The 18,666-nt window shown below is 70.9% G+C and carries 14 protein-coding genes and 1 pseudogene; 2 read left to right on the top strand and 13 right to left on the bottom strand.

All coding sequences use genetic code 11. The features are described 5' to 3' along the window. Window positions 1-317 precede the first annotated feature (317 nt). The 4 genes and pseudogenes from VGW35_00345 to VGW35_00330 form a co-directional block, all read right to left on the bottom strand. On the bottom strand, window positions 318-1,007 hold the full coding sequence (locus VGW35_00345) for an HAD-IA family hydrolase (protein HEV8306086.1): 690 nt from the start codon (window positions 1,005-1,007) through the stop codon (window positions 318-320). A 37-nt stretch (window positions 1,008-1,044) separates the two neighbouring features. Further along, a complete protein-coding gene (locus VGW35_00340; protein ID HEV8306085.1) occupies window positions 1,045-1,650 on the bottom strand; it encodes a DUF1318 domain-containing protein in 606 nt (201 codons plus the stop codon). 10 nt (window positions 1,651-1,660) lie between these two features. Further along, window positions 1,661-4,237, bottom strand: a complete 2,577-nt coding sequence (locus VGW35_00335) for a hypothetical protein (protein HEV8306084.1) — start codon at window positions 4,235-4,237, stop codon at window positions 1,661-1,663. A 56-nt stretch (window positions 4,238-4,293) separates the two neighbouring features. Then, window positions 4,294-5,464: pseudogene (locus VGW35_00330) on the bottom strand (acyl-CoA dehydrogenase family protein). 164 nt (window positions 5,465-5,628) lie between these two features. Between VGW35_00330 and VGW35_00325 the strand changes: the two are divergent. Together VGW35_00325 and VGW35_00320 are read left to right on the top strand one after the other, a co-directional pair. Continuing rightward, window positions 5,629-7,125, top strand: coding sequence for a radical SAM protein (locus VGW35_00325; protein HEV8306083.1), 1,497 nt, complete (start codon window positions 5,629-5,631; stop codon window positions 7,123-7,125). A gap of 100 nt (window positions 7,126-7,225) precedes the next feature. Continuing rightward, window positions 7,226-8,854: an AMP-binding protein gene (locus VGW35_00320; protein HEV8306082.1), complete on the top strand. Its 1,629-nt coding sequence runs from the start codon at window positions 7,226-7,228 to the stop codon at window positions 8,852-8,854. 123 nt (window positions 8,855-8,977) lie between these two features. On the opposite strand, the gene VGW35_00315 is transcribed toward VGW35_00320, so the two are convergent. The 9 genes from VGW35_00315 to VGW35_00275 all read right to left on the bottom strand — a co-directional run bounded on the left by VGW35_00315 (window position 8,978) and on the right by VGW35_00275 (window position 18,195). Continuing rightward, complete coding sequence (locus tag VGW35_00315; GenBank protein HEV8306081.1) at window positions 8,978-9,733, bottom strand: HAD-IA family hydrolase; 756 nt, start codon at window positions 9,731-9,733, stop codon at window positions 8,978-8,980. Continuing rightward, window positions 9,734-11,395: a PilT/PilU family type 4a pilus ATPase gene (locus VGW35_00310; GenBank protein ID HEV8306080.1), complete on the bottom strand. Its 1,662-nt coding sequence runs from the start codon at window positions 11,393-11,395 to the stop codon at window positions 9,734-9,736. Between the two features lie 39 nt (window positions 11,396-11,434). Continuing rightward, window positions 11,435-12,157, bottom strand: coding sequence for an ABC transporter ATP-binding protein (locus tag VGW35_00305; protein HEV8306079.1), 723 nt, complete (start codon window positions 12,155-12,157; stop codon window positions 11,435-11,437). 73 nt (window positions 12,158-12,230) lie between these two features. Next, window positions 12,231-12,875 carry a class I SAM-dependent methyltransferase gene (locus VGW35_00300; GenBank protein HEV8306078.1) on the bottom strand — a complete coding sequence of 215 codons (645 nt, stop codon included), beginning with the start codon at window positions 12,873-12,875 and terminating at the stop codon, window positions 12,231-12,233. After that, window positions 12,853-14,394, bottom strand: coding sequence for a hypothetical protein (locus VGW35_00295; protein ID HEV8306077.1), 1,542 nt, complete (start codon window positions 14,392-14,394; stop codon window positions 12,853-12,855). Before VGW35_00295 ends, VGW35_00300 begins: the two co-directional genes overlap by 23 nt. Beyond that, window positions 14,384-15,109 carry an ABC transporter ATP-binding protein gene (locus VGW35_00290; protein HEV8306076.1) on the bottom strand — a complete coding sequence of 242 codons (726 nt, stop codon included), beginning with the start codon at window positions 15,107-15,109 and terminating at the stop codon, window positions 14,384-14,386. Before VGW35_00290 ends, VGW35_00295 begins: the two co-directional genes overlap by 11 nt. Before the next feature lie 15 nt (window positions 15,110-15,124). After that, window positions 15,125-16,045 (bottom strand): branched-chain amino acid ABC transporter permease, encoded by a 921-nt coding sequence (locus VGW35_00285; protein ID HEV8306075.1) that lies wholly within the window; start codon window positions 16,043-16,045, stop codon window positions 15,125-15,127. Continuing rightward, entirely contained in the window at window positions 16,042-16,920 is an 879-nt protein-coding gene (locus tag VGW35_00280) for a branched-chain amino acid ABC transporter permease (protein ID HEV8306074.1), read from the bottom strand. The genes VGW35_00285 and VGW35_00280 overlap by 4 nt, the downstream gene beginning before the upstream one ends. 75 nt (window positions 16,921-16,995) lie before the next feature. Then, on the bottom strand, window positions 16,996-18,195 hold the full coding sequence (locus VGW35_00275) for an amino acid ABC transporter substrate-binding protein (protein HEV8306073.1): 1,200 nt from the start codon (window positions 18,193-18,195) through the stop codon (window positions 16,996-16,998). Window positions 18,196-18,666 lie beyond the last annotated feature (471 nt).

Here is an 18,666-nt window from a genome sequence, read left to right as displayed (position 1 = left end):
GCGACGATCGAGGGAACCCTGCACGCCAACGCAGGCGCGGGCCGCGTCTTCGAGTACCGGGCGGCCGGACAGCAAGGGTCGGCCCTCCTCTTCGAGGGCCGGGTCATGCACGCGGTGATCCTCTGAGGTCATTTCGGGGGGGTCTCGGAAGACCCCCCCGATGCCCCCCCAACGGCGCGCCGCAAGACGTCGCGGGGCTGGGGGGCGCGACGAGGCGCGCGAACCCAAAATGGCGGCGGCGAAGCCGCCGCTCGAAGCACTCCTCGATGCACCGCGCGCTCGGGGGCCGGCGCCGGATTACTCCGACACACTCCTGACTAGAGCGCTTCGATGAGGCGGGCGGCCGCGGAGAGGTCGGGGGCGGTCGGACAGTCCACGTCCCGCCAGGCCCCGGCGGGGTCGAGCAGGATCGCGTGGCAGCCTGCCGCGCGCGCGCCGAGGACGTCCACCGAATAGAGATCGCCCACGTGGATGGCCTCGTCGGGTCTGACGTCGAGCGCCGCCGCCGCGTACTCGAAGATCTTCGGGTGCGGCTTCTCGATGCCCACGATCCCCGAGTCGACGACGGCGTCCAGGTGACCGGCCAGCCCCACGGCGCGCAGGATGTCGGCCACGGTGCCGTTCGAGTTCGACACGACCGCCAGGCGGAGTCCGCGCCGGCGAAGGCCCTCGAGCACCATCGGCGCCTCGGGAACGCCGACCGACCAGAGGCCGAGCGGCGGCTTCGCCCGCCGGAGCCGGTCGGCCACGCGCTCGGCCGCCTCGTCCCACCGGATCCCGAGGCCATCGAAGGTGTAGCGGAGATAGAGACGAAACGTATCGGGCGTCTCGGTGGAGCGCGGGCCGGCGAGATGCGGGTCGAGCTGGACGCGGGCCCGCTGCTCGGCGAGGCGCACCTCGGCCGGGGTCACCGGGTGGCCGGCGGCGCGGATGTGGGCGGTGATGACCTCGTAGTCGAGCGAGACGATCGTGTTCCCCGCATCGAGGAAGACCCCGCGAATACCCATTCAGGCGGCGCGCCAGGCGGCCGTCATCGGCCCGGCATCACTTGTGCACCCACTGGCCGGTTTCGAGCTGAATCCACTCTCCAGGCTTCGCCCGGTCGCGGCGGACCTTGGCGAACGCGGCGTGCACTCGCGACGCGTCGCTGGCGGGAATGTTGTTCTGCTGCATCAGTGTGCCGTAGATGTAGTTGCGATCCGCGTTCTCGGCGCTCACCACCTGCCCCACGTTCCCGGGGCAGCCCTGGCCGGCGCGTGCCTCCAGCATCCCCTGGTTCGTCTCCCCGACGCAGCCCTTCGCCTTGAGCTCGTCGATCTCGCCCCGCCGCGCCCGGCGTGACTCGATCGCCCGCATGAGCTCCGGCGTCCGCACCTTGATCTCGGGCATGACGTCCACGGTGCGGGTCTGGGCGTCCGCCGCGGCCGGCCCGAGCGCCGCCAGCAGGCGGTCGCCCAGCGAGCCTTGCGGCCCCTTCTTCGGTGCGGGCTTCGGGTTCTCGGGACTCCGGACCATGTCCTCGATGCTGCCCGCGGCGCCCTCGAGCTTCTCCTGGGGAAAGTTGATGTTGACGGTGACGGGTACGCACGCGGCCACCAGGCCCGCGAGCCCGACGAGCGCGAGATGACGACCCAGGTGGCGTCTCAGCATGGCGTTCTCCTCAATTCGCGAAGGCGCCGGGGAACTGGCGGGCCAGGAAGGACAGCGGCATGTTGCGAATGTTGATCTCGCGGACCTTCGGGGGAAAGATCAGGAACCGCTCGCGGCCCTGCAGGGCCAGGTTGACCCGGACGTCGTCCCCGGCCGAGTGCACGTCAGCCTCGGCGTGCTTGTACTCGAAGGCGCGGAGGTTCTCGAGCGCCCCTCGGAGGACCCCGGAGGGGTCGGTCTGCGCGTAGGCGAGCAGGCGGTTCAGGAGCTCGATGTTGACCGTCCCGCCCTTGGGCACCTCGAAGCGGCCGTTGACCTGGAGGCGACCGGCCCGGTACTCGTAGCCGAGATCGTACTGCAAGAGACCGGTCATCGTGCCCCCGCGGATCCCGTAGGCGCTCATGAACTCCTCCACCCGAACCCGTTCGCCGTTGAGCTTGCCCCGCACCATCGGTCCGGCTGCGTCCAGCTCGATCTCGCTCCAGCCCTTGCCCTCCCCAGAGTACAGGGCATACGTGAGATCGTTCAAGCTCAGCCGGTCGCGAAACACGCGCGCCGGCGACACCACGTCGCGGGCCACCACCCCGTAGCCGATCAACTCGCCGACCTCGATCTTGCCCCACGGCGGCTCGCCCGGCATCTCGACACCCCGCCGGATCGGGACATCGGCCTCCAGCGACCGAACGAACACCTTGCCGCCCCAGACCTCGCCTTCCGGTACGCTCAGCGCGAGCCGGCCGTCGGCCGCCCCGTAGCCCGGCCCACTCAGTTCGACGTCGAGGCGCGCCGATCCGTTCACCCGACGCGCGACCTGCGGCCAGAGGCCGTCCAGGCGCTCCAGGGCCGGCGCCTGCACCGACAGGCGCAGGCGGCCCGGCGTCGCGCCCCGCGCGAGGCTGGCCACGAGCAGCTCTCGCCCCTGGCCATCCCGAGCCGTCAGCCGCCCGCGCTCCGGCTCGAGGCCGGTCGCCGTCCGGTGAAGCTCGGCCGAGCCCGCGAGCAGCGGGAGCTTGCCGTTGAGCGCCGGCAGCGTCGCGCTGACGGAGGCGGTCTCGAGCGCCAGCGTCACGCCGGTCCGCCCGAGCTCGGCGCGGACGGTGGTCCGGCCGCCGCCGAGCTCCCCGTTGGCGCGCGAGAGCCGCGCGCTCCGCGCCTCGAGTCGCACCGTCCCCGCCCCGAGCTCCCGCGCGTCGACCCCGGTGCCGGTGATACTCAGCCCGGCCAGCCGCAGGCGATCGGCTGGCGCCAGCCAGCCCGGGGCCAGACGCCGCACGAGGCCGCCGACGTCGACCTCCTCGCCTCCGAGCCGGGTGTCGAGCCGCCGCGTCGCCCCGTCGTAACCCAGTGAGCCCTTGAGCACCGCGCCCTCGAGGCGAGCGGTCAAGCCGGCGAGCTCGGCCCGCGCGATGGCGCCCCCGGCGTCGAGCGTGAGCCGGTACCGGGTGTCGGCCGGCGCGATCTCGAGTCCGGCGGCGCGCACCCGCTCCGCCCGCGCCTCGCCCGATACGGCGTGACCCGACGGAACGGGCTCGAGCGCGAGGCGACCCTCGACACCCTCGGCCCTCACGTCGGTGCCGACAGCGGCAGCCGGCAAGGCGATGGAGGGCAGCCGCAGCACGGCCTGGAGGACGGGCCAGGAGCCCGCGCTCGGTCGCCACGTCGCCGTCAGGTCGGCAAGCTCCGCGCGTCCCGTCGGCTGCCAACCGAGCCGCGCCACCCACGCCGCGAATGCGAGATCCGCAGTGGCATGCGGCAGGCTCAGCTGGAGGACGCCGTCCTTGAACACCGCCGTCCCGCCGCCCGCCATCACGTCGCCCACGCTGACCGTCCCCCGCGCGTTGAGGGCCGGTGCCGGACCGAGGTCGGCGGCCATGGAGACCTCGACCGACTGACCCCGCAGGACCGAGGGGCCGCCGTCTTCGATCCAGGCCGCGACTGGCGCCAGAGCGCCGCGACCGGAGAGGGCGAGGCGCACGAGGTCGCCCTCCGTCCGCGCGTTGAGGCTGACGACCAGCGGAGCCTGGCCGGCCTCACGCAGCGTCAGCTCGCCCGTGGCGCCGCCGCCGGCTTTGCGGAGGGCCAGGTCGAACTCGGTCGTGCCGCCGGCATACCGCGCAACTCCGGCCGTCAGCGTGGCGTCGACCTGAACGGCGCCGGCCAGGAAGCTCGCCAGGCCTTGGCGCAGGTTCTCGAGCGTCGCCTGAATGCCCACGCCCCCGCCGGCCGGCACGTCGACGGTCGGCCGGGTCACGACCAGGCGGACCGGGGCGGCGTCCCCGCGGGCGGCCGCCAGGAGCGGCCCGGTGGCCTCGACCCGCTCGGCCACGAGATCCGCCGGCCAGCCCCCGTCGCTCGGCAGGCGAACCCCGCGCATCACCACCCGCTCCGTGCCGACGTCGGTGACGCGCTCGATCCGCACTTCGCGCGCCAGGGCCTGAGAGAGGGCGGCGGCCAGGATCCGGGCGGTCCGGCGCTGATCGGAAAGGACGTAGTAGCCGAAGGCGGCCAGCGCCGCCAGGGTCAGGAGGACGCCGGCGGCGAACGCGCTGATCCCCCGGTGGGTTCGGACGTAGCGGCGGAGGCCCATAGGGCGGGCGGGCAGCGCGCCTCAGTGGGACGCGAGAGCCATCGGTTCCCGGCGGCTCAGTACGACCTGGGGAGCCCGAGCACCCGCTCGGCTAGATAGTTGAGGGCCATCTGTTGCGACACGGGCGCGATCTTGTAGAGACGCACCTCGCGCCAGAGCCGCTCGACGTGGAATTCCTTGGCGTACCCGAAGCCCCCGAAGGTCTGGAGCGCGGCATCGCACGCCTCGAACCCGGCCTCGGCCGCCAGGACCTTGGCGGCGTTCGCCTCGGCAGCCGCACGGGAGCCCGCGGTCGAAGAGCCAGGCCGCGCGCAGGGTCAGCGCCCACGCCCCTTCGAGGCGGGCCCACGCCGCCGCCAGCGGGTGCGCGACCGCCTGGTTCTGGCCGATGGGCCGCCCGAAGACCACGCGCTCCCGCGCGTACTGGGCGGCGCGCTCGAGCGCAGCCCGCCCGATCCCCACCGCTTCGGCGGCGACCAGGATCCGCTCGGGATTCAGCGAGTCGAGCAGGTGGTAGAAGCCCCGACCGATCTCGCCGACCACGTCCTCGGCGGCGACGCGCAGGCCATCGATGATCACCTCGTTCGAGTCGACCGCGGCGCGCCCGAGCTTGTCGATCTCCCGGATGGTCACGGTGGCCGGATCGAGGTCGGCCACGAAGAGCGTCATGCCCTCGAGCTTGCGGGACCCGACCTCGTCGTAGGGCGTCGTCCGCGCCAGGAGCAGGATCTTCTGGGAATGCCGGGCGTTCGACGTCCAGACCTTGCGCCCGGTGACGACGAACCCGGCGCCGTCGCGGCGGGCGGTCGTCTGGATCCGGCTGGTATCGGTGCCGGCGTTCGGCTCGGTCACGCCGAACGCCAGACTCACCCGGCCGGCGGCGATCTCCGGCAGGATGCGCCGCCGGAGGGATTCGCTGCCGTGCTTGATGATGGGCATCGGAGGAAAGACGGCAAAGTGGATGGGCGAGGCGCCTGACAGACCCGCGCCGGAGGCGCAGATGGCCTCGAGCATCAGGCAGGCGTCGACCACCCCGAGGCCGGCCCCGCCGTAGGCCTCGGGAATGGCGATCCCGAGCCAGCCCGCCCGGGCGAAGGCCTCGACGAACTCCGACGGGTATTCGGCCTTCCGGTCCTTCTCGCGCCAGTACTCCCAGTCGAAGGTGCGCGCGAGGGTTCCGACCTCCTTCCGGATCAGCTCCTGGGCCTCGGTGAACGCCAAGTCCATCGCGGGGTTCGCTCACTCGCAGTATAGACGCCGGCGCCGGAAAAAGCCAAAGCCGCCGCGGGATGGCCGGTCGAGGCCCGCGCGCTCTCGCGAATCATCCGACCCGGGAAGCTGCTACGGCGGGCCCGCGGTCCTGGGGTATCCTGGAGCGAGGTGAATCTGGCGTGAACATCCTCCTGCTCTCCATGCCCGACTCGTTCGAGCACATGCCGACGGTCGGCATCCGCATGCCGAACGGCGCCCTCGGCTCGCTGGCCGGCAATGTCGACCCGCACCACCGGGTGGCGGTCGCCGACCTGATCCTGGCCGAGCGGCGCGTCCGCGAAACCGTCGAGCGGCTCGTGCGCGAGTGGGACCCGGACGTGGTCGGGCTGTCGGTGATGACGTTCCAGCGGCGGACGGCCCTCCGCATCATCGACCTGGTCCGCGCGCTCCGGCCTGCCGCACGGATCGTCGTCGGCGGCTACGACCCGAGTCTGGCTCCCGAGGCGTACACCGACCCGGCCGGCGGCGTGGACTTCATCGTCCGAGGCGAAGGCGAGCTCACCTTTCGGGCGCTGACCCGCGCCCTGGAGCGCGGCAGCGGCTACCAGCGGATCCCGGGCCTGTCGTATCGAGAGGAGCGCGGGTTCCTCCACACCCCCGACCGTCCGGTCAGCGGCCTCGAGGGGGACGAGATCCGGCCGCCGAACCGCCAGGCCCGCGTCCTCGCCGGCTACACGTTTCTCGGCCGGCCGGTCGACGTCATCGAGACCTCCCGGGGCTGCACCTTCGACTGCAGCTTCTGCTCGATCATCGAGATGCGCGGGCGCAACTTCCACACCTACCGCTTCGACCGGGTGCTGGCCGACATCCGCGACGCCCGCGACTACGGGGCCCGCGTCATCTTTCTCGTCGACGACAACATCACCCTGAACGTCCGGCGCTTCGAGACCCTCTGCCAGGCGATCATCGACGCCGGCCTGAACGACCTCGAGTACCTCGTCCAGGCCATGACCTCGGCCATCGCCAACCACGGCGCGACGCTCGCCCCCCTGATGCGGCGGGCCGGGTTCCGGTACGTCTTCCTGGGCATCGAGAACATCCTGGACGGCGACCTGGGCTTCCTGCGCGCCCGGGCCAAGAATACCCGGCGCGAGAACGGACGGAGCGCCGGGAACGCGACGATCACCGCCATCGACTACCTCCACCGGCATCGGATGTGGGTCGTCGGGGGTCTGATCGTCGGCAACCCGGACGACACCCGCCAGTCGGTGGAGGCCAACCTCGAGTTCGCCCGGCGCTACGTCGACTGGCCGTACATCCAGCACCCGACGCCCTACCCCCAGACGCCGATGACCAAGGACTTCCGGGAGCGCGGGCTCATCATCAACGAGCGCCTCTGGGAGTACGACGGGACCACCGCGGTGGTGCGGAGCGAGCATCTGGAGGCGGAGGAGATCGAGTTCCTGCGCTGGCGGGCCGAGCGCTGGATGAAGGTCCGTCACCTGGGGGCGGTGCTGGCTCACAGCCCCGCGTTCGTCCTGCGCAACTGGCCGAAAATGCTGGCCCACACGTTTCGGGGGAGCCGCTTCTGGAAGGCGCTGCTGGGGCTCGAGGACGAGCGGCAGGCCTTCCGGCGCTACCGCGCCCTCCGCCAGGCCGAGCGAGCGTACCTCTGAGGCGCCGCGGCCTCAGGGGCCCTGCTTGAGCCCAGCCTCCTGGCGGCCCACGGCAGAGATCCCGACACCCAACCCCTACCGGGACGCCACACTCCCGGGGATGCTCGACGCGGTCGCCGCCCGCTTCGGCCACCGGGAGGCCCTCGTCCTCGACGAGCGCCGCCTCACCTATCGCGACGTCCATCGCGAGGTCGAGCGACTCGCCCGGGGTCTCCTCGCCCTCGGGATCGCGCCCGGCGAGACGGTCGCGCTCTGGCTCACAAACTGCCCGGAGTGGCTCGTAGTCCAGCACGCCTGCGCCCGGATCGGCGCGGTCCTGGTCGCGCTCAACACCCGCTACCGGACGCACGAGCTCGATTACATCTTGCGCCAGTCGGACACGACCACGCTCGTCCTCCTGGACCACGCTCTCCACATCGACTTCCTCGAGATCCTGGGCGAGCTCCTGCCCGGCTTCCACCGAGCCGACCCGGACGACCTCCACTTCGAGCGTTTCCCTGCCCTGCGGCGGCTGATCTGCGTGAGCGAGGACGCCTACGGCGGGACCCTGCGCTACCAGGACGTCATCGAGGCCGGGGACGACCCGGCGCTCGGGACCCCGCTGGCCGAACGCCGGCAGCGGATCGCGCCCGACGACGTGTTCACGCTGCTCTACACGTCGGGCACCACATCATTCCCCAAGGGCGCGATGATCACCCACCGGAACTGCCTTCCTCACGGCTGGGCCTCCGGGGAGCGTCTGGGGCTGACCGAGCACGACCGCGTCCTCCACACGCTGCCGTTCTCCGGAACCTGGGGCGGACTCGTCATCCCGCTGATGACCTTCTCTCATGGCGCGACGCTCGTCCTCGAGGAGTTCTTCGACCCGCTCCGGACACTCCGGCTCATCGAGCGCGAGCGGATCACGGTCTGGAACGCGGTGGACGCGATGCTGATGGCGGTGCTGGACCACCCGGACCTCGAGCGATACGACCGCAGGTCGCTCCGCACGGGCGGCGTGGCGATGACGGGGGGCGGGCGCCACGGGCTCTTCGACGAAGTCGTCGGCCGCCTGGGCATGCCCGGGGCCTTCCAGCCCTACGGGATGACCGAGGTCAACGCCCTCGCCCTCTGCCCGTCGCCCGACGATCCGCTCGAGCTGCGGCAGCACGCCGGGGTCCGGCCCGCGGAGGAGCTCGAGCTCCGGGTGGTCGACCCCGAGGCCGGGGCGGATCGGCCCCCCGGGCAAGCGGGCGAGCTCTGGCTCCGCGGGCCGCTGGTGACGCGGGGCTACTACAAGAAGCCGGAAGAGACGGCGGCCGCCATCGACGCGGCCGGGTGGTTCCACACCGGCGACCTCGCCGTCCGAGACGAGGCGGGGCACACCTTCTTCCTGGGCCGCCTCCGGGAGACCCTGCGCATCGGCCACTTCATGGTGGCGCCGGCCGAGATCGAGGCGTTCCTGATGAGCCACCCGACCGTCGGCCAGGCCTTCGTGGTCGGCGTACCCGACCCGCGGCTCGGCGAGGTGGCCGTGGCCTACGTCATCCCCCGGGAGGGTGAAGCACCCACCGAGGCGGAGCTCCAGGCCTACTGCGGGGGAAAGCTCGCCGCCTTCAAGGTCCCGCGGCGCGTCTGGGTCGTGGCCGACGTCCCGCGAACCCCGGGCCCACACGGCGACAAGGCCCAGAAGGGGAAGCTCCGCCAGGAGGCTCTCCGGGCCCTCGGCCGCGGAGGCCCGGGCGGATGATGCTCCGCTCCCACGCGGCCGCCGAGCGCCGCATAGTCCGCTCCGAGCGGCGGCTTTTGCCGCCGCAACGATTCCTCGGGGGAGGTTTCGGAGGGGGTGTTCCGACACCCCCTCCGGTTCAACTCAGCGATCCAGCCGCGCGATGGCCTCCGGGAGAGCGGCGAGGCCGGGGATCGTCGCGTGGGGACGCCGCCGGCCGAACCACGGCGGCCGGTCCGTGGTGACCTGGATCACCCGCATCCCCGCGGAACGCGCCCCCTCGACGTCGAGGAGGGGGTCATCTCCCACGTGCACCGCTGCCGACGCCGGCGTCGACACGGCCGCGAGCGTGCGGCGGAAGATCTCGGCGGCGGGCTTCCGGACCCTGCACTCGTCGGAGAACGTCAGGTGGGCGAAGTAGCCGAGCAAGCCGTAGTGCCGCAAGATCTCGCGGAGCACCAGTCCCGGCGTCCGCATCGTGTTGGACACGACGCAGAGCGTGTAACCTCGCCGGGCCAGGGCCTCGAGGGCCGGACGCGCGCCCTCGTCGACGGCCGGAGGCGCCAGCAGGGCCGGTCGCGCGTAGGCCTCGGTCAGGGCCTTCAGGGTGTCTCCCTGAAGGCGCCCGACGAGGGCGGGGTCCATCGAGATCAGGATCGCCCGTACGTGGTCCTCGACGGGCACGTCCCGGTCCTGTAGCCAGATCTGGGCGAGAAACGCCCCGGAGTCCCGGTAGGCCCGCTCGAGGACCGGCCGTGACACCTCCACGCCGGCGGCGCCCAGGATCGCCTCGAAATCGGCGAGGCGCCGGGGCCGGTGGCGGTCGTCGCTCACCGGGGGATCGGGAAGAATCGTGCCCCAGAAGTCGAAGGTGACTGCGCGAATCGGCGCGCGTCGCATTCAGATGATCAGCTCGAAGAGGGGATGGACGCCGTCGAAGCCCTTCAGGCGCACCGCCCCCAGGGGGCGCGACCCCACGTGGTAGGGGGTCAGCATCTCGCGCGCTTCCTCGGTGGCCACCACCACGTTCCGCTCCTTGGGCCGGGCCGGGCCCCACAGATCGGGCGTGCCGATGGCGGTACACACCCGGAACGCCTTGTGCACCGCGGCGCCGACCCGGTTCGAGTGCGGATCGACCCAGATGCTCCCGTAGTGCAGGGCGCCGCGGAAGGCGACCTCGATCTCGGAGAGCTCGTTGAACTCGGAGATGCGCGCGAAGATCCGGCGGATGGCCGTCATCGCCCAGTCGACGTTCGGGAAGGTCAGCAGGAACCCGTCCAGATGCTTCTCGATCGCCCGGGCCCGGAACTCCTTGGCGATGTCGCTGAGCCGGTGCTCGATGCGCTCGGTGAACTCGCGGAAGGTCGCGTCCCCGTGCGAGATCAGGAGGTCCGTCATGCCCACCACCTCCAGCACGACGATGGCCTCCATCCGGGCGCCCACCGCCCCGACTCCCCCCTGGGCGGCGGCCTCCTCCAGACGCTTCTCCTTGCGGGCCCGGCGCAGCTGGACCTCGAAGTCCATGGGCGAGTTGCAGGCCAGGAGGGCCGTCGGCTCGGAGATGAGGCCCTGGAGGTAGAGGTCCAGCGCCGACTGGTCGAAGGTCTGCATGCCGAACAGGTCACGGCTCCGGGCGAGGACCGTCGGCAGGCTGGCGGTGAGGCCCGGCTCCAGGATGGCCCGGAAGACGCTCCCGGTGGTCACCATCACCTCGGTCGCGGGCAGGAGGCCGGTCCCGTCGGCGCGCTCCACCAGGCGCTGACCGATCGCGCCCTTGAGGACGTGAGCGAGCTGAGCCCGGATCGAGCGCTCGCGGGCCTGGGGGAAGGCGGAGATCATCCGGTTGATGGTGTCGACGGCCGACCCCGTGTGGAGCGTCGAGAGGACCAGGTGTCCCGTCTGGGCGAGCGTGAGCACCGTCCGGAACGTGTCGGGGTCGCGCATCTCCCCCACCACGATGACGTTCGGGTCCTGCCGGAGGACGATCCGGAGGGCGGAGTCGTAGCTCGGCGTGTCGAGGCCGATCTCCCGCTGCGTGATGTAGCAGCTCCGGCTCTCGAAGACGTACTCGATCGGATCCTCGATGGTGATGATGTGCTCGTTGCGCTGCTCGTTCATCAGGTTGACCATCGCCGCCAGCGTCGTCGACTTCCCGGACCCGGCGGGCCCGGTCACCAGGATGAGCCCCCGACGCTCCATGGCCAGCCGGGCCACCACCGGCGGCAGGCCCAGCTCCTCGAGCTTCGGGATCTCGCGCGACAGGACGCGGATGGCGATGTGCGGGAGGCCGCGGGCATTGAGGATCGTCAGCCGGAACCGTCCCAGTCCCGACAACGACTCGGGCCGGTTCACGCCGCCCGACTCCGCCAGGCGCGCCGACTGCTGCGGCGGGAGCAGCCGGCGGATGAGGTCCTCCAGCTCGGCCACCTGGAGGGGCGGCCAGTCCTCGAACGGGAGGAGCCGTCCGCGGATGCGCAGGATCGGGTGCCGCCCGGGGCGGAGGTGGACGTCCGACGGGCCCCGCGACATGGCCGCGCCGATGAGGGCCTCGAGGTCGATCACGACCGAGGACGCCGCCGGGCGAGGGGTATCGGCACGGGACTAGCCGCCCAGGTAGAGGCGCTTGACTTCGGGATCGACGAGAAGCGAGGGGCCGGATCCCTCGAACCGGTTTCGGCCCAGCTCCAGGACGTAGCCCCGGTCGGCCACGGTGAGCGCCTTGGCCGCGTTCTGCTCGACGATTATCATCGTCATTCCGCTCGCCTTCAGCTCGGCGATCTTGTCGAAGATGACGCCGAGGAACCTCGGGCTGAGCCCCAGCGACGGCTCGTCGAGGAGAAGGAGTCGGGGCTGCGTCATCAGGGCGCGCCCGATGGCGAGCATCTGCTGCTCGCCCCCGGACAGGGTGCCCGCCTTCTGCCGGTGCCGCTCCCGGAGAATCGGGAAGAGCCGGTAGACGCGCTCGAGTGCCTCGGTGATCCGAGCGCGGTCCCGCTCGATGTAGGCCCCCATCTCGAGGTTCTCGAGCACGGTCATCTGCGGAAAGATGATGCGGCCCTGGGGAACATAGGCCAGTCCGCGGCGCAGCACCTCGTCCGGGCGCAGCCCGGTGATCTGAGACCCGTTGAACACGATGTGGCCGCGCTCCGGCGACACCAGCCCCACGATCACCTTGAAGGCCGTCGACTTGCCGGCCCCGTTCGGGCCGATCACGGCGACGAGCTCCCGGGGCCAGACGGCCAGGCTGACGCCGTGGAGGATCGGGATCCGGCCGTAGCCGGCGTGGATCTGCTCCACCGTCAGGAGCGAAGGCGAGACAGGCACGGCCTCAATCCAACCCGGGGAGGCGCGGCGGCGGCGCTCCGCAGTGGTAGGCGAGGGCCATCGGTTCGCGGCCTCAGTCCTTCTGGCCGATGAACAGCACGTGGGGATACGGGAGGATGTCGACCATGAGATGACGGTACACCCGGAAGCCGATGCGCTGGAGCAGGATCTGGAGCTCCTCGGCCGGCCAGTAATGGATGACGCCCCGGGGACTCATCAGGAGGTCGAGGGCGTGGGTGAACCAGCGCTTGTACGCGGGCTGCGTGTCCACGTCCTTGATGATGAGGCGGCCGCCCGGACGGATCGCCTTGTGCAGCTCGGCCAGGAGCGGCTCCACGGTCTCCGGCGGGATGTGGTGGACGATGTCGAGCATGTAGGCGGCGGCGTGCACTCCGTCGGTCCGGTACTCCCGCGCGTCGCCGACCGCGTACTCCGCGTTGCCGAGGCCGAGGCGGTGGGCCGCCTGGGCCGCGATCCGCACCCGCCGGGCGTTGAGGTCGAGGCCCCGGAAGCGAGCCCTCGGGAGGACCTGCGCGTAGTAGAGCGAGAAGAGGCCGAAGCCGCAGCCGATGTCGAGGATGTTTCCCTCGGCCGGCAGGTACTGCCCGATCTCATCCAGGAACCGCTGGCGCAGGATCAGGAACCGCCCCCGCGAGTACGCGCGGATGACCGGGTCGTCGTAGGCGCGGATGACGTTAGCGATCGCGTCGCGCCGCATACACTCGATACCCGTCGCCCTGCTCGGCCAGCCGATAACCGGCCTCGAGCCAGCCCGCCAGAGCCGGGAATGCCTCGACGCGGTCGTAGTCCCCGCTCGGCCAGCCCCGCTCGAAGAGCACCACCGCCGCTGGCGGACGCCGGCGGAGTTCCGCCATCAGCTCGGCGCGCAGGCGCTGGACGTACGGGCGGTCGACGTCGTGGTAGAAGTGGAAGTCGTAGATGAACCGGGTCGGCTGGCGGAGGCCGAGCAGGTAGAGCGCGTGGATCCCGCCGTCGGTCGTGTCGAGCACCTGGACCGGGGTGCGGTCGCCGGAAAGCGGCGCCAGCGTGCGCGCGAGCGCGTGAGCCCGGGCGGACTTCTCGGCGATCCACGCCGGCTCGAGGTTCCACCAGCCCTTGACGCCGAGGACCGTCGCCGTCAGGACCAGCACGGCCAGCAGGGCGCCGGCAGCGTGGCGCCGGCGGCGCCGGAGCGCGTCCCCCAGCCCCGCCGCTCCGGAGGCGACGGCGAAGAGGGCGAAGGGATAGAGGTGATACTCCCAGCCCTTCCCCTGAAGCGCGAAGTGGAGCGCGCCGTAGGCGACGGTGGCCGCCAGGAGGGCCCGCCGCCCTTCGGCCCGCGCGGCCCGGTCCAGCAGCAGCCAGCCCCCGAGCGTCCACAGCCCGAGCCCGGCCAGCACGGCGACTCCGAGATCGTGCCCGAGCACGGCTGTCACGAGGGACTCCCGCCCGAGGCGGCTGTAGAGCGGTAGCACGTAACCCCCGACGATGTCGAGGAAGGGCCCGAGGCCCCCGGCGGCCCCGAGCCAGGCCGCGATCCCGACCGCCGGCAGCCCGAGCCCGAGGGCCAGCGACGCCAGGGCCGGCCACCGCTCGCCCGGCGGGCGCCGCCACGCGAGGGTCACCAGCACCGGGGCCAGCAGCCCCGCGTGGGGCTTGATCCAGACCGCCGTGCCGAGACCGACCCCGGCCAGCGCCAGCCACCGCGGGCGGCCGCTCCGGAGGTACGCCATCGCGGCCGCGAGCATCCAGGCGAGCGGCAGGCAGAGGATGAAGTCGCGCTGCCCCGCGCGCCAGGCGCCGCCGGCCAGGTGATAGAGGCCGAAGAGCGCCGCGGCCGCGGCGATGGCCCACCGTCCGAAGGACTGAAGCCCCACCGCGAGGCCGAGAGCCGTGCCGCCCAGGACGAGGAGATCGAAGGCCCGGAAGCCGGCGTCCCCGCGCCCGAAGAGGCCGAGGCCCAGGAGGTGGGCCAGATAGACGCCCGGAAAGTTCATGTCGAAGACGTCACGATAGGGGACGGCGCCCTCGAGGATGCGGGTCGCGATGTAGTGCATGAGCGGTGCGTCGTGCACGAGCGGCCAGCCGAGCGAGCCGGCGGCGAGCGCCAGGGCGAGCGCGGCCGTCCAGCCCACGCTCGCCCCGGCCAGGACCGAGAGCCCGACGCGCCCGGTCGACGTGCCGGCCGCGGCGCTGACCCCGAGTGCTCGAGCCGGTCCCACGGCGTCACCGACCAAAATAGGCCTCGATGACCTTCTTGTCCTGCTGGATCACGTCCGGCGGTCCTTCGGCGATCTTCTCCCCGTAGTCCAGGACGAACACCTGCTCGCACAGCCCCATCACGACCTTCATGTCGTGCTCGACGATCAGGATGGTGCGGCCATCGTCCCGCAGGCGCCGGATCGCCGCCAGCAGCTCGTTCAGAAGCGTCCGGTTCACGCCGGCCGCCGGCTCGTCGAGCAGGATCAACGTGGGATCGGCCATGAGGACTCGGACGAACTCGAGGAGTTTCTGCTGGCCGAAGGAGAGGTTCCCTGCGTACTCGCCCTCGAGCCCCTCGAGCCGCACGAGGGCGAGCAGCTCCCGGATGCGATTGACGGCCGCCTCCCGATCCCCGCGCGAGGCCACCAGGAGGTTCTCGAGCGCCGTCAGCTCCGGGAACACGCGAATCACCTGGAAGGTCCGTCCGATCCCGAGCCTGGCGACCCGGTGGGAGGGCAGCCCGTCGATCCGCCGGCCCCGAAAGCGGATGGCCCCGGTATCCCGCCGCTCGAGCCCCGTCACGCAGTTGAAGAGCGTCGTCTTGCCCGAGCCGTTCGGCCCGATCAGGCCGTGAATGCGGCCGGGGGAGAGGCTGAGGGAGCAGCGGTTGACCGCCGTCACGCCGCCGAACCGCTTGGTCAGATCGGTGATCTCCAGGATGGGCCCGTCGCGTCCCTCTGGGGTCATCATCCCGCGTGATCCAGTCTAGACGTAGCGTGGGAGGCGATACCGCTGCTGCAGCACGCCCAGGATGCCCCGCGGCATGAACAGCACGACCAGGATGATGATCGCGCCGAACAGCGCCTGATGGAGATAGAGGAAGCGCGCCCACACGAGCTCCTGGAGCACGAAGAGAACGGCGGCCCCCAGGACCGGCCCCCAGATGGTCCCTTTGCCACCGAAGAGGGCCATCACGATCATCGTGATGGTGATGGCAAGCGGGAAGACCGCGATCGGCTCGATGTACCCCTGGTCCCGGGCGAACAGTCCCCCGACGACGCCGGGCGCGAATGCCGAGATCAGGAACGCGTAGAGCTTGTGGCGCGCCGTGTTGATCCCCATGGCCTCGGCGGCCACCTCGTCCTCCCGGATGGTCATGAGCCGGAGCCCGAACCGCGAGGTGATGATCAGATGAGCCAGGGCGGTCACCGCCAGGGCCGTCAACCCCATGGCGTAGTAGATCTCGACGCTGGCGTAGAGGGTCGGCAGGGAGAGGCCCAGCCCGCCGCCGGTCAGACCCTCGAAGTACGAGACGAGGACGCGCATCACCTCATTGAGTCCCAGCATGGCGATGGCGAAGTAGGGGCCTTTCAGCCGGAGGCACGGGTATCCGATGAGGAACGCCAGGACCGCCGACGCCGCCCCGCCCCCCAGCGAGGCCCATGCCCAGTGCCAGCCGTGGACGGCGATCAGGATGCCGGCGGCGTAGGCTCCGGTGCCGAAGAAGGCGACGTGGCCGAAGGAGACGTAGCCGGTGAGGCCGGAGATCAGGTTCCAGCTCTGGGCCAGCGCCACCCACATGAACAGCTGGAGCATGAAGCGGACCCCGTAGCCGGTCGCCACCAGCGGGTACAGCCCGAGCAGGCCGAGCCCGAGGACCAGGGCTCCCAGGATCACCCACTTCACGTGGCGCGCCCTCCGAGGAGCCCGGTGGGCCGCACCAGGAGTACCAGCACCAGGATCAGGTAGGCCACCGCTTCGGACAGCTGGGTCGTGAGGAAGAAAGACGCCAGCTGCTCGATCAGGCCCAGGAGCATCCCGCCGAGGAGCGCACCGGGATAGTTCCCAGCTCCGCCGAGCACGATGACCAGGAACGACTTGAAGGTCCAGACCTGGCCCATCTCCGGCTGGATGGCCACCATCACCGCCACCAGGCTCCCGCCGGCCGCCGCCAGGGCGGAGGCGATCCCGAAGGCGAAGAGATGGACGCGTTCCACGTTGACCCCACAGATCATGGCCACCTGAGGGCCTTGCGAGGTCGCGCGGATGGCCTTGCCGAAGCGAGTCTTCTGGAGGAACCAGTAGGCCAGGAGCGTGATCGCCACCGCGAAGCCGAAGGCCACCAGTCGCGACTTGGAGAAGGCGATGGGGCCGACGATCAGGGCGCCGGTCAGGTATTCCACGGAGCGGAGATCGGACGTGAAGGCGAGCTGGATGGCGTTGACCAGGGCAATGGAGATCCCGAAGGTCAGGAGGAGCGAGGAGAGCTCGGGCGCGTTCACGACCCGGCGGACCATCAACCGCTCCAGGACGACGCCGAGCACGAACATCACCGGCATGGAGAGCGCGAGCGACAGGTAGGGATTGACGCCCAGGACATGGAACCACCAGAAGGTCGTGTAGGCGCCGAGCATCAGGATCGTCCCGTGGGCCACGTTGATGACCCGCATGACCCCGAAGATCAGGGCCAGCCCCAGGGCCACCATGGAGTAGAGCGCGCCGGACAGGATCCCGGAGACGATCACCTGGCCGACCATCGCGGGAGTGACGACGACGCTCACGTCGGTCTCGGAACGGACCGGCGCCCGCCGGAGCCCCTGCGGGCGCCTTCGCGGGCGGCGGTCAGCGGCTCACCTCTACCGCTGGTTCCACGCTGGCGTCGGGAAGCGCGCCTTCCCGGCCGCCAGGTCCTCGGGCCAGACGATCACCTTCTTCCCGTCCTGCCACTGAAACATGACCATCTTGTGGGCGACCTGAAAGCCATCGTCGTCGACGCGGAACGCCCCGTAGACGGTGTTCAGGTTCAGCTTGAGGATCTCGCCCCGGATCTTCTCGCCATCGAGCGAGCGCGCACGCCTGACACCCTCGACCAGGACCTGACAGCCCGCGTAGCCGCCCGCCGAATGGTACGAGAGATCGGCGCCGGGGAACTCCTTCCGATACGCTTCGACGAAGTCCTTGGTGCCGGGATACGGCAGCTCCGGCTCCCACTGGGTGGCGCCGTAGACGTACTCCGCATTCTTCCCGAGCAGCTCGTAAAACTTCGGAAGGTCGCCCCCGACCGTGACCTCGTACATCTTCGGGTTGACGTTGAGCTCCTTCATCTGGCGCGTGATGGCCACCGCATCGTCGAAGTAGGTGGCCGCCCCCAACACGTCGGGGTTGGCCGCCCGAATCTTGGTCAGGATCGCCGAGAAGTCGGTGTGACCCTTGGGGTAGGCTTCGACGAAGACGACCTGGAGTCCCTTCTTCTTGGCCAGCTCGATGGCCCCCTGGATCGAGGCCTTGGGGAACAGCGTGTCCTCGTTGATGAGGGCCACGGTCCGGAGCCCGTTCCTGGCGGCCAGGTCGATGAGGCCCTCCAGGTACACCTCGGCCGGGGATTGCACCATGAAGATGAATTTGCGCCCTTTCTTGAAGATGGATGTCGTGGACGCCATGGGGGCCACCATCGGCTTCTTGTACTTCTCGTTCACGTTGGCCACGGCTTCGGTGATGGCCGACGAGTAGGGCCCCAGCACCAGATCGACCCCGTCCTGCGTGATGAGCCGCTCGTAGAGGCGGACCCCGGTGGCCGGCTGCGACTGATCGTCGTAGAAGACGAACTCGATCCTCCGGCCCAGCACGCCGCCCTTGTCGTTCACGTGCTTGGCGCAGAGCTGATAGCCCCGCTGCTGGTTCTGCCCGAGGGCGGCATAGGTCCCGGTCAGGGAGAGCGAGGCCCCGATCCGTATGGGGTCCTGGGCGACACTCGGGACGAGACCCACTCCGAGGATCACCCCGGCCAAGGTGAGGAGGGCAGCGAGCAGAAACGGGACTCGAGCGGCGCGCGTCATCGTCTCCTCCGGAAACCCACCCCGCCCGGGTCGCGGCTGATGAGCATGGGCCCTGGTCGGGACTCGCGACGTTTCGGCAAGCAGATGCGGCCGGAGATCCGATACAAAATTCGCCCCCTCATCTAAGCAGAGGGGCTACGGGGCTGTCAAGCGTCGGACACCCCGGCCGCTAGCGGTCCCAGCGGCGACCACGCCGCCGCTACGACCGGGGCCTCCGCAGCGAGTGTGTCGGACTAACCCGGCGCTGACCACCGAGCGCGTGGTGCATCGAGGAGTGCTCCGAGCGGCGGCTTCGCCGCCGCCAGACGGGGGGGCATCGGGGGGGTCTTCCGAGACCCCCCCGAAATGACCTAGGGCTTGCTCAAGTCGTAGACCTTCCGGAGCTCGGGGTTGAGCACGGTCACCGGGAGCCCGGACGCCTTGAGCGCGGCTTCCATGTCGGCCGGCGTCGGCGCACCCGGAGGCGGCTGT

The organism is Candidatus Methylomirabilota bacterium, from assembly GCA_036005065.1.
Taxonomy (GTDB): Bacteria; Methylomirabilota; Methylomirabilia; order Rokubacteriales; family DASRDR01; genus DASYQW01.
Note: the sequence above shows the minus strand (reverse complement) of the source record. Positions and strands in the feature narration are given on the sequence as shown.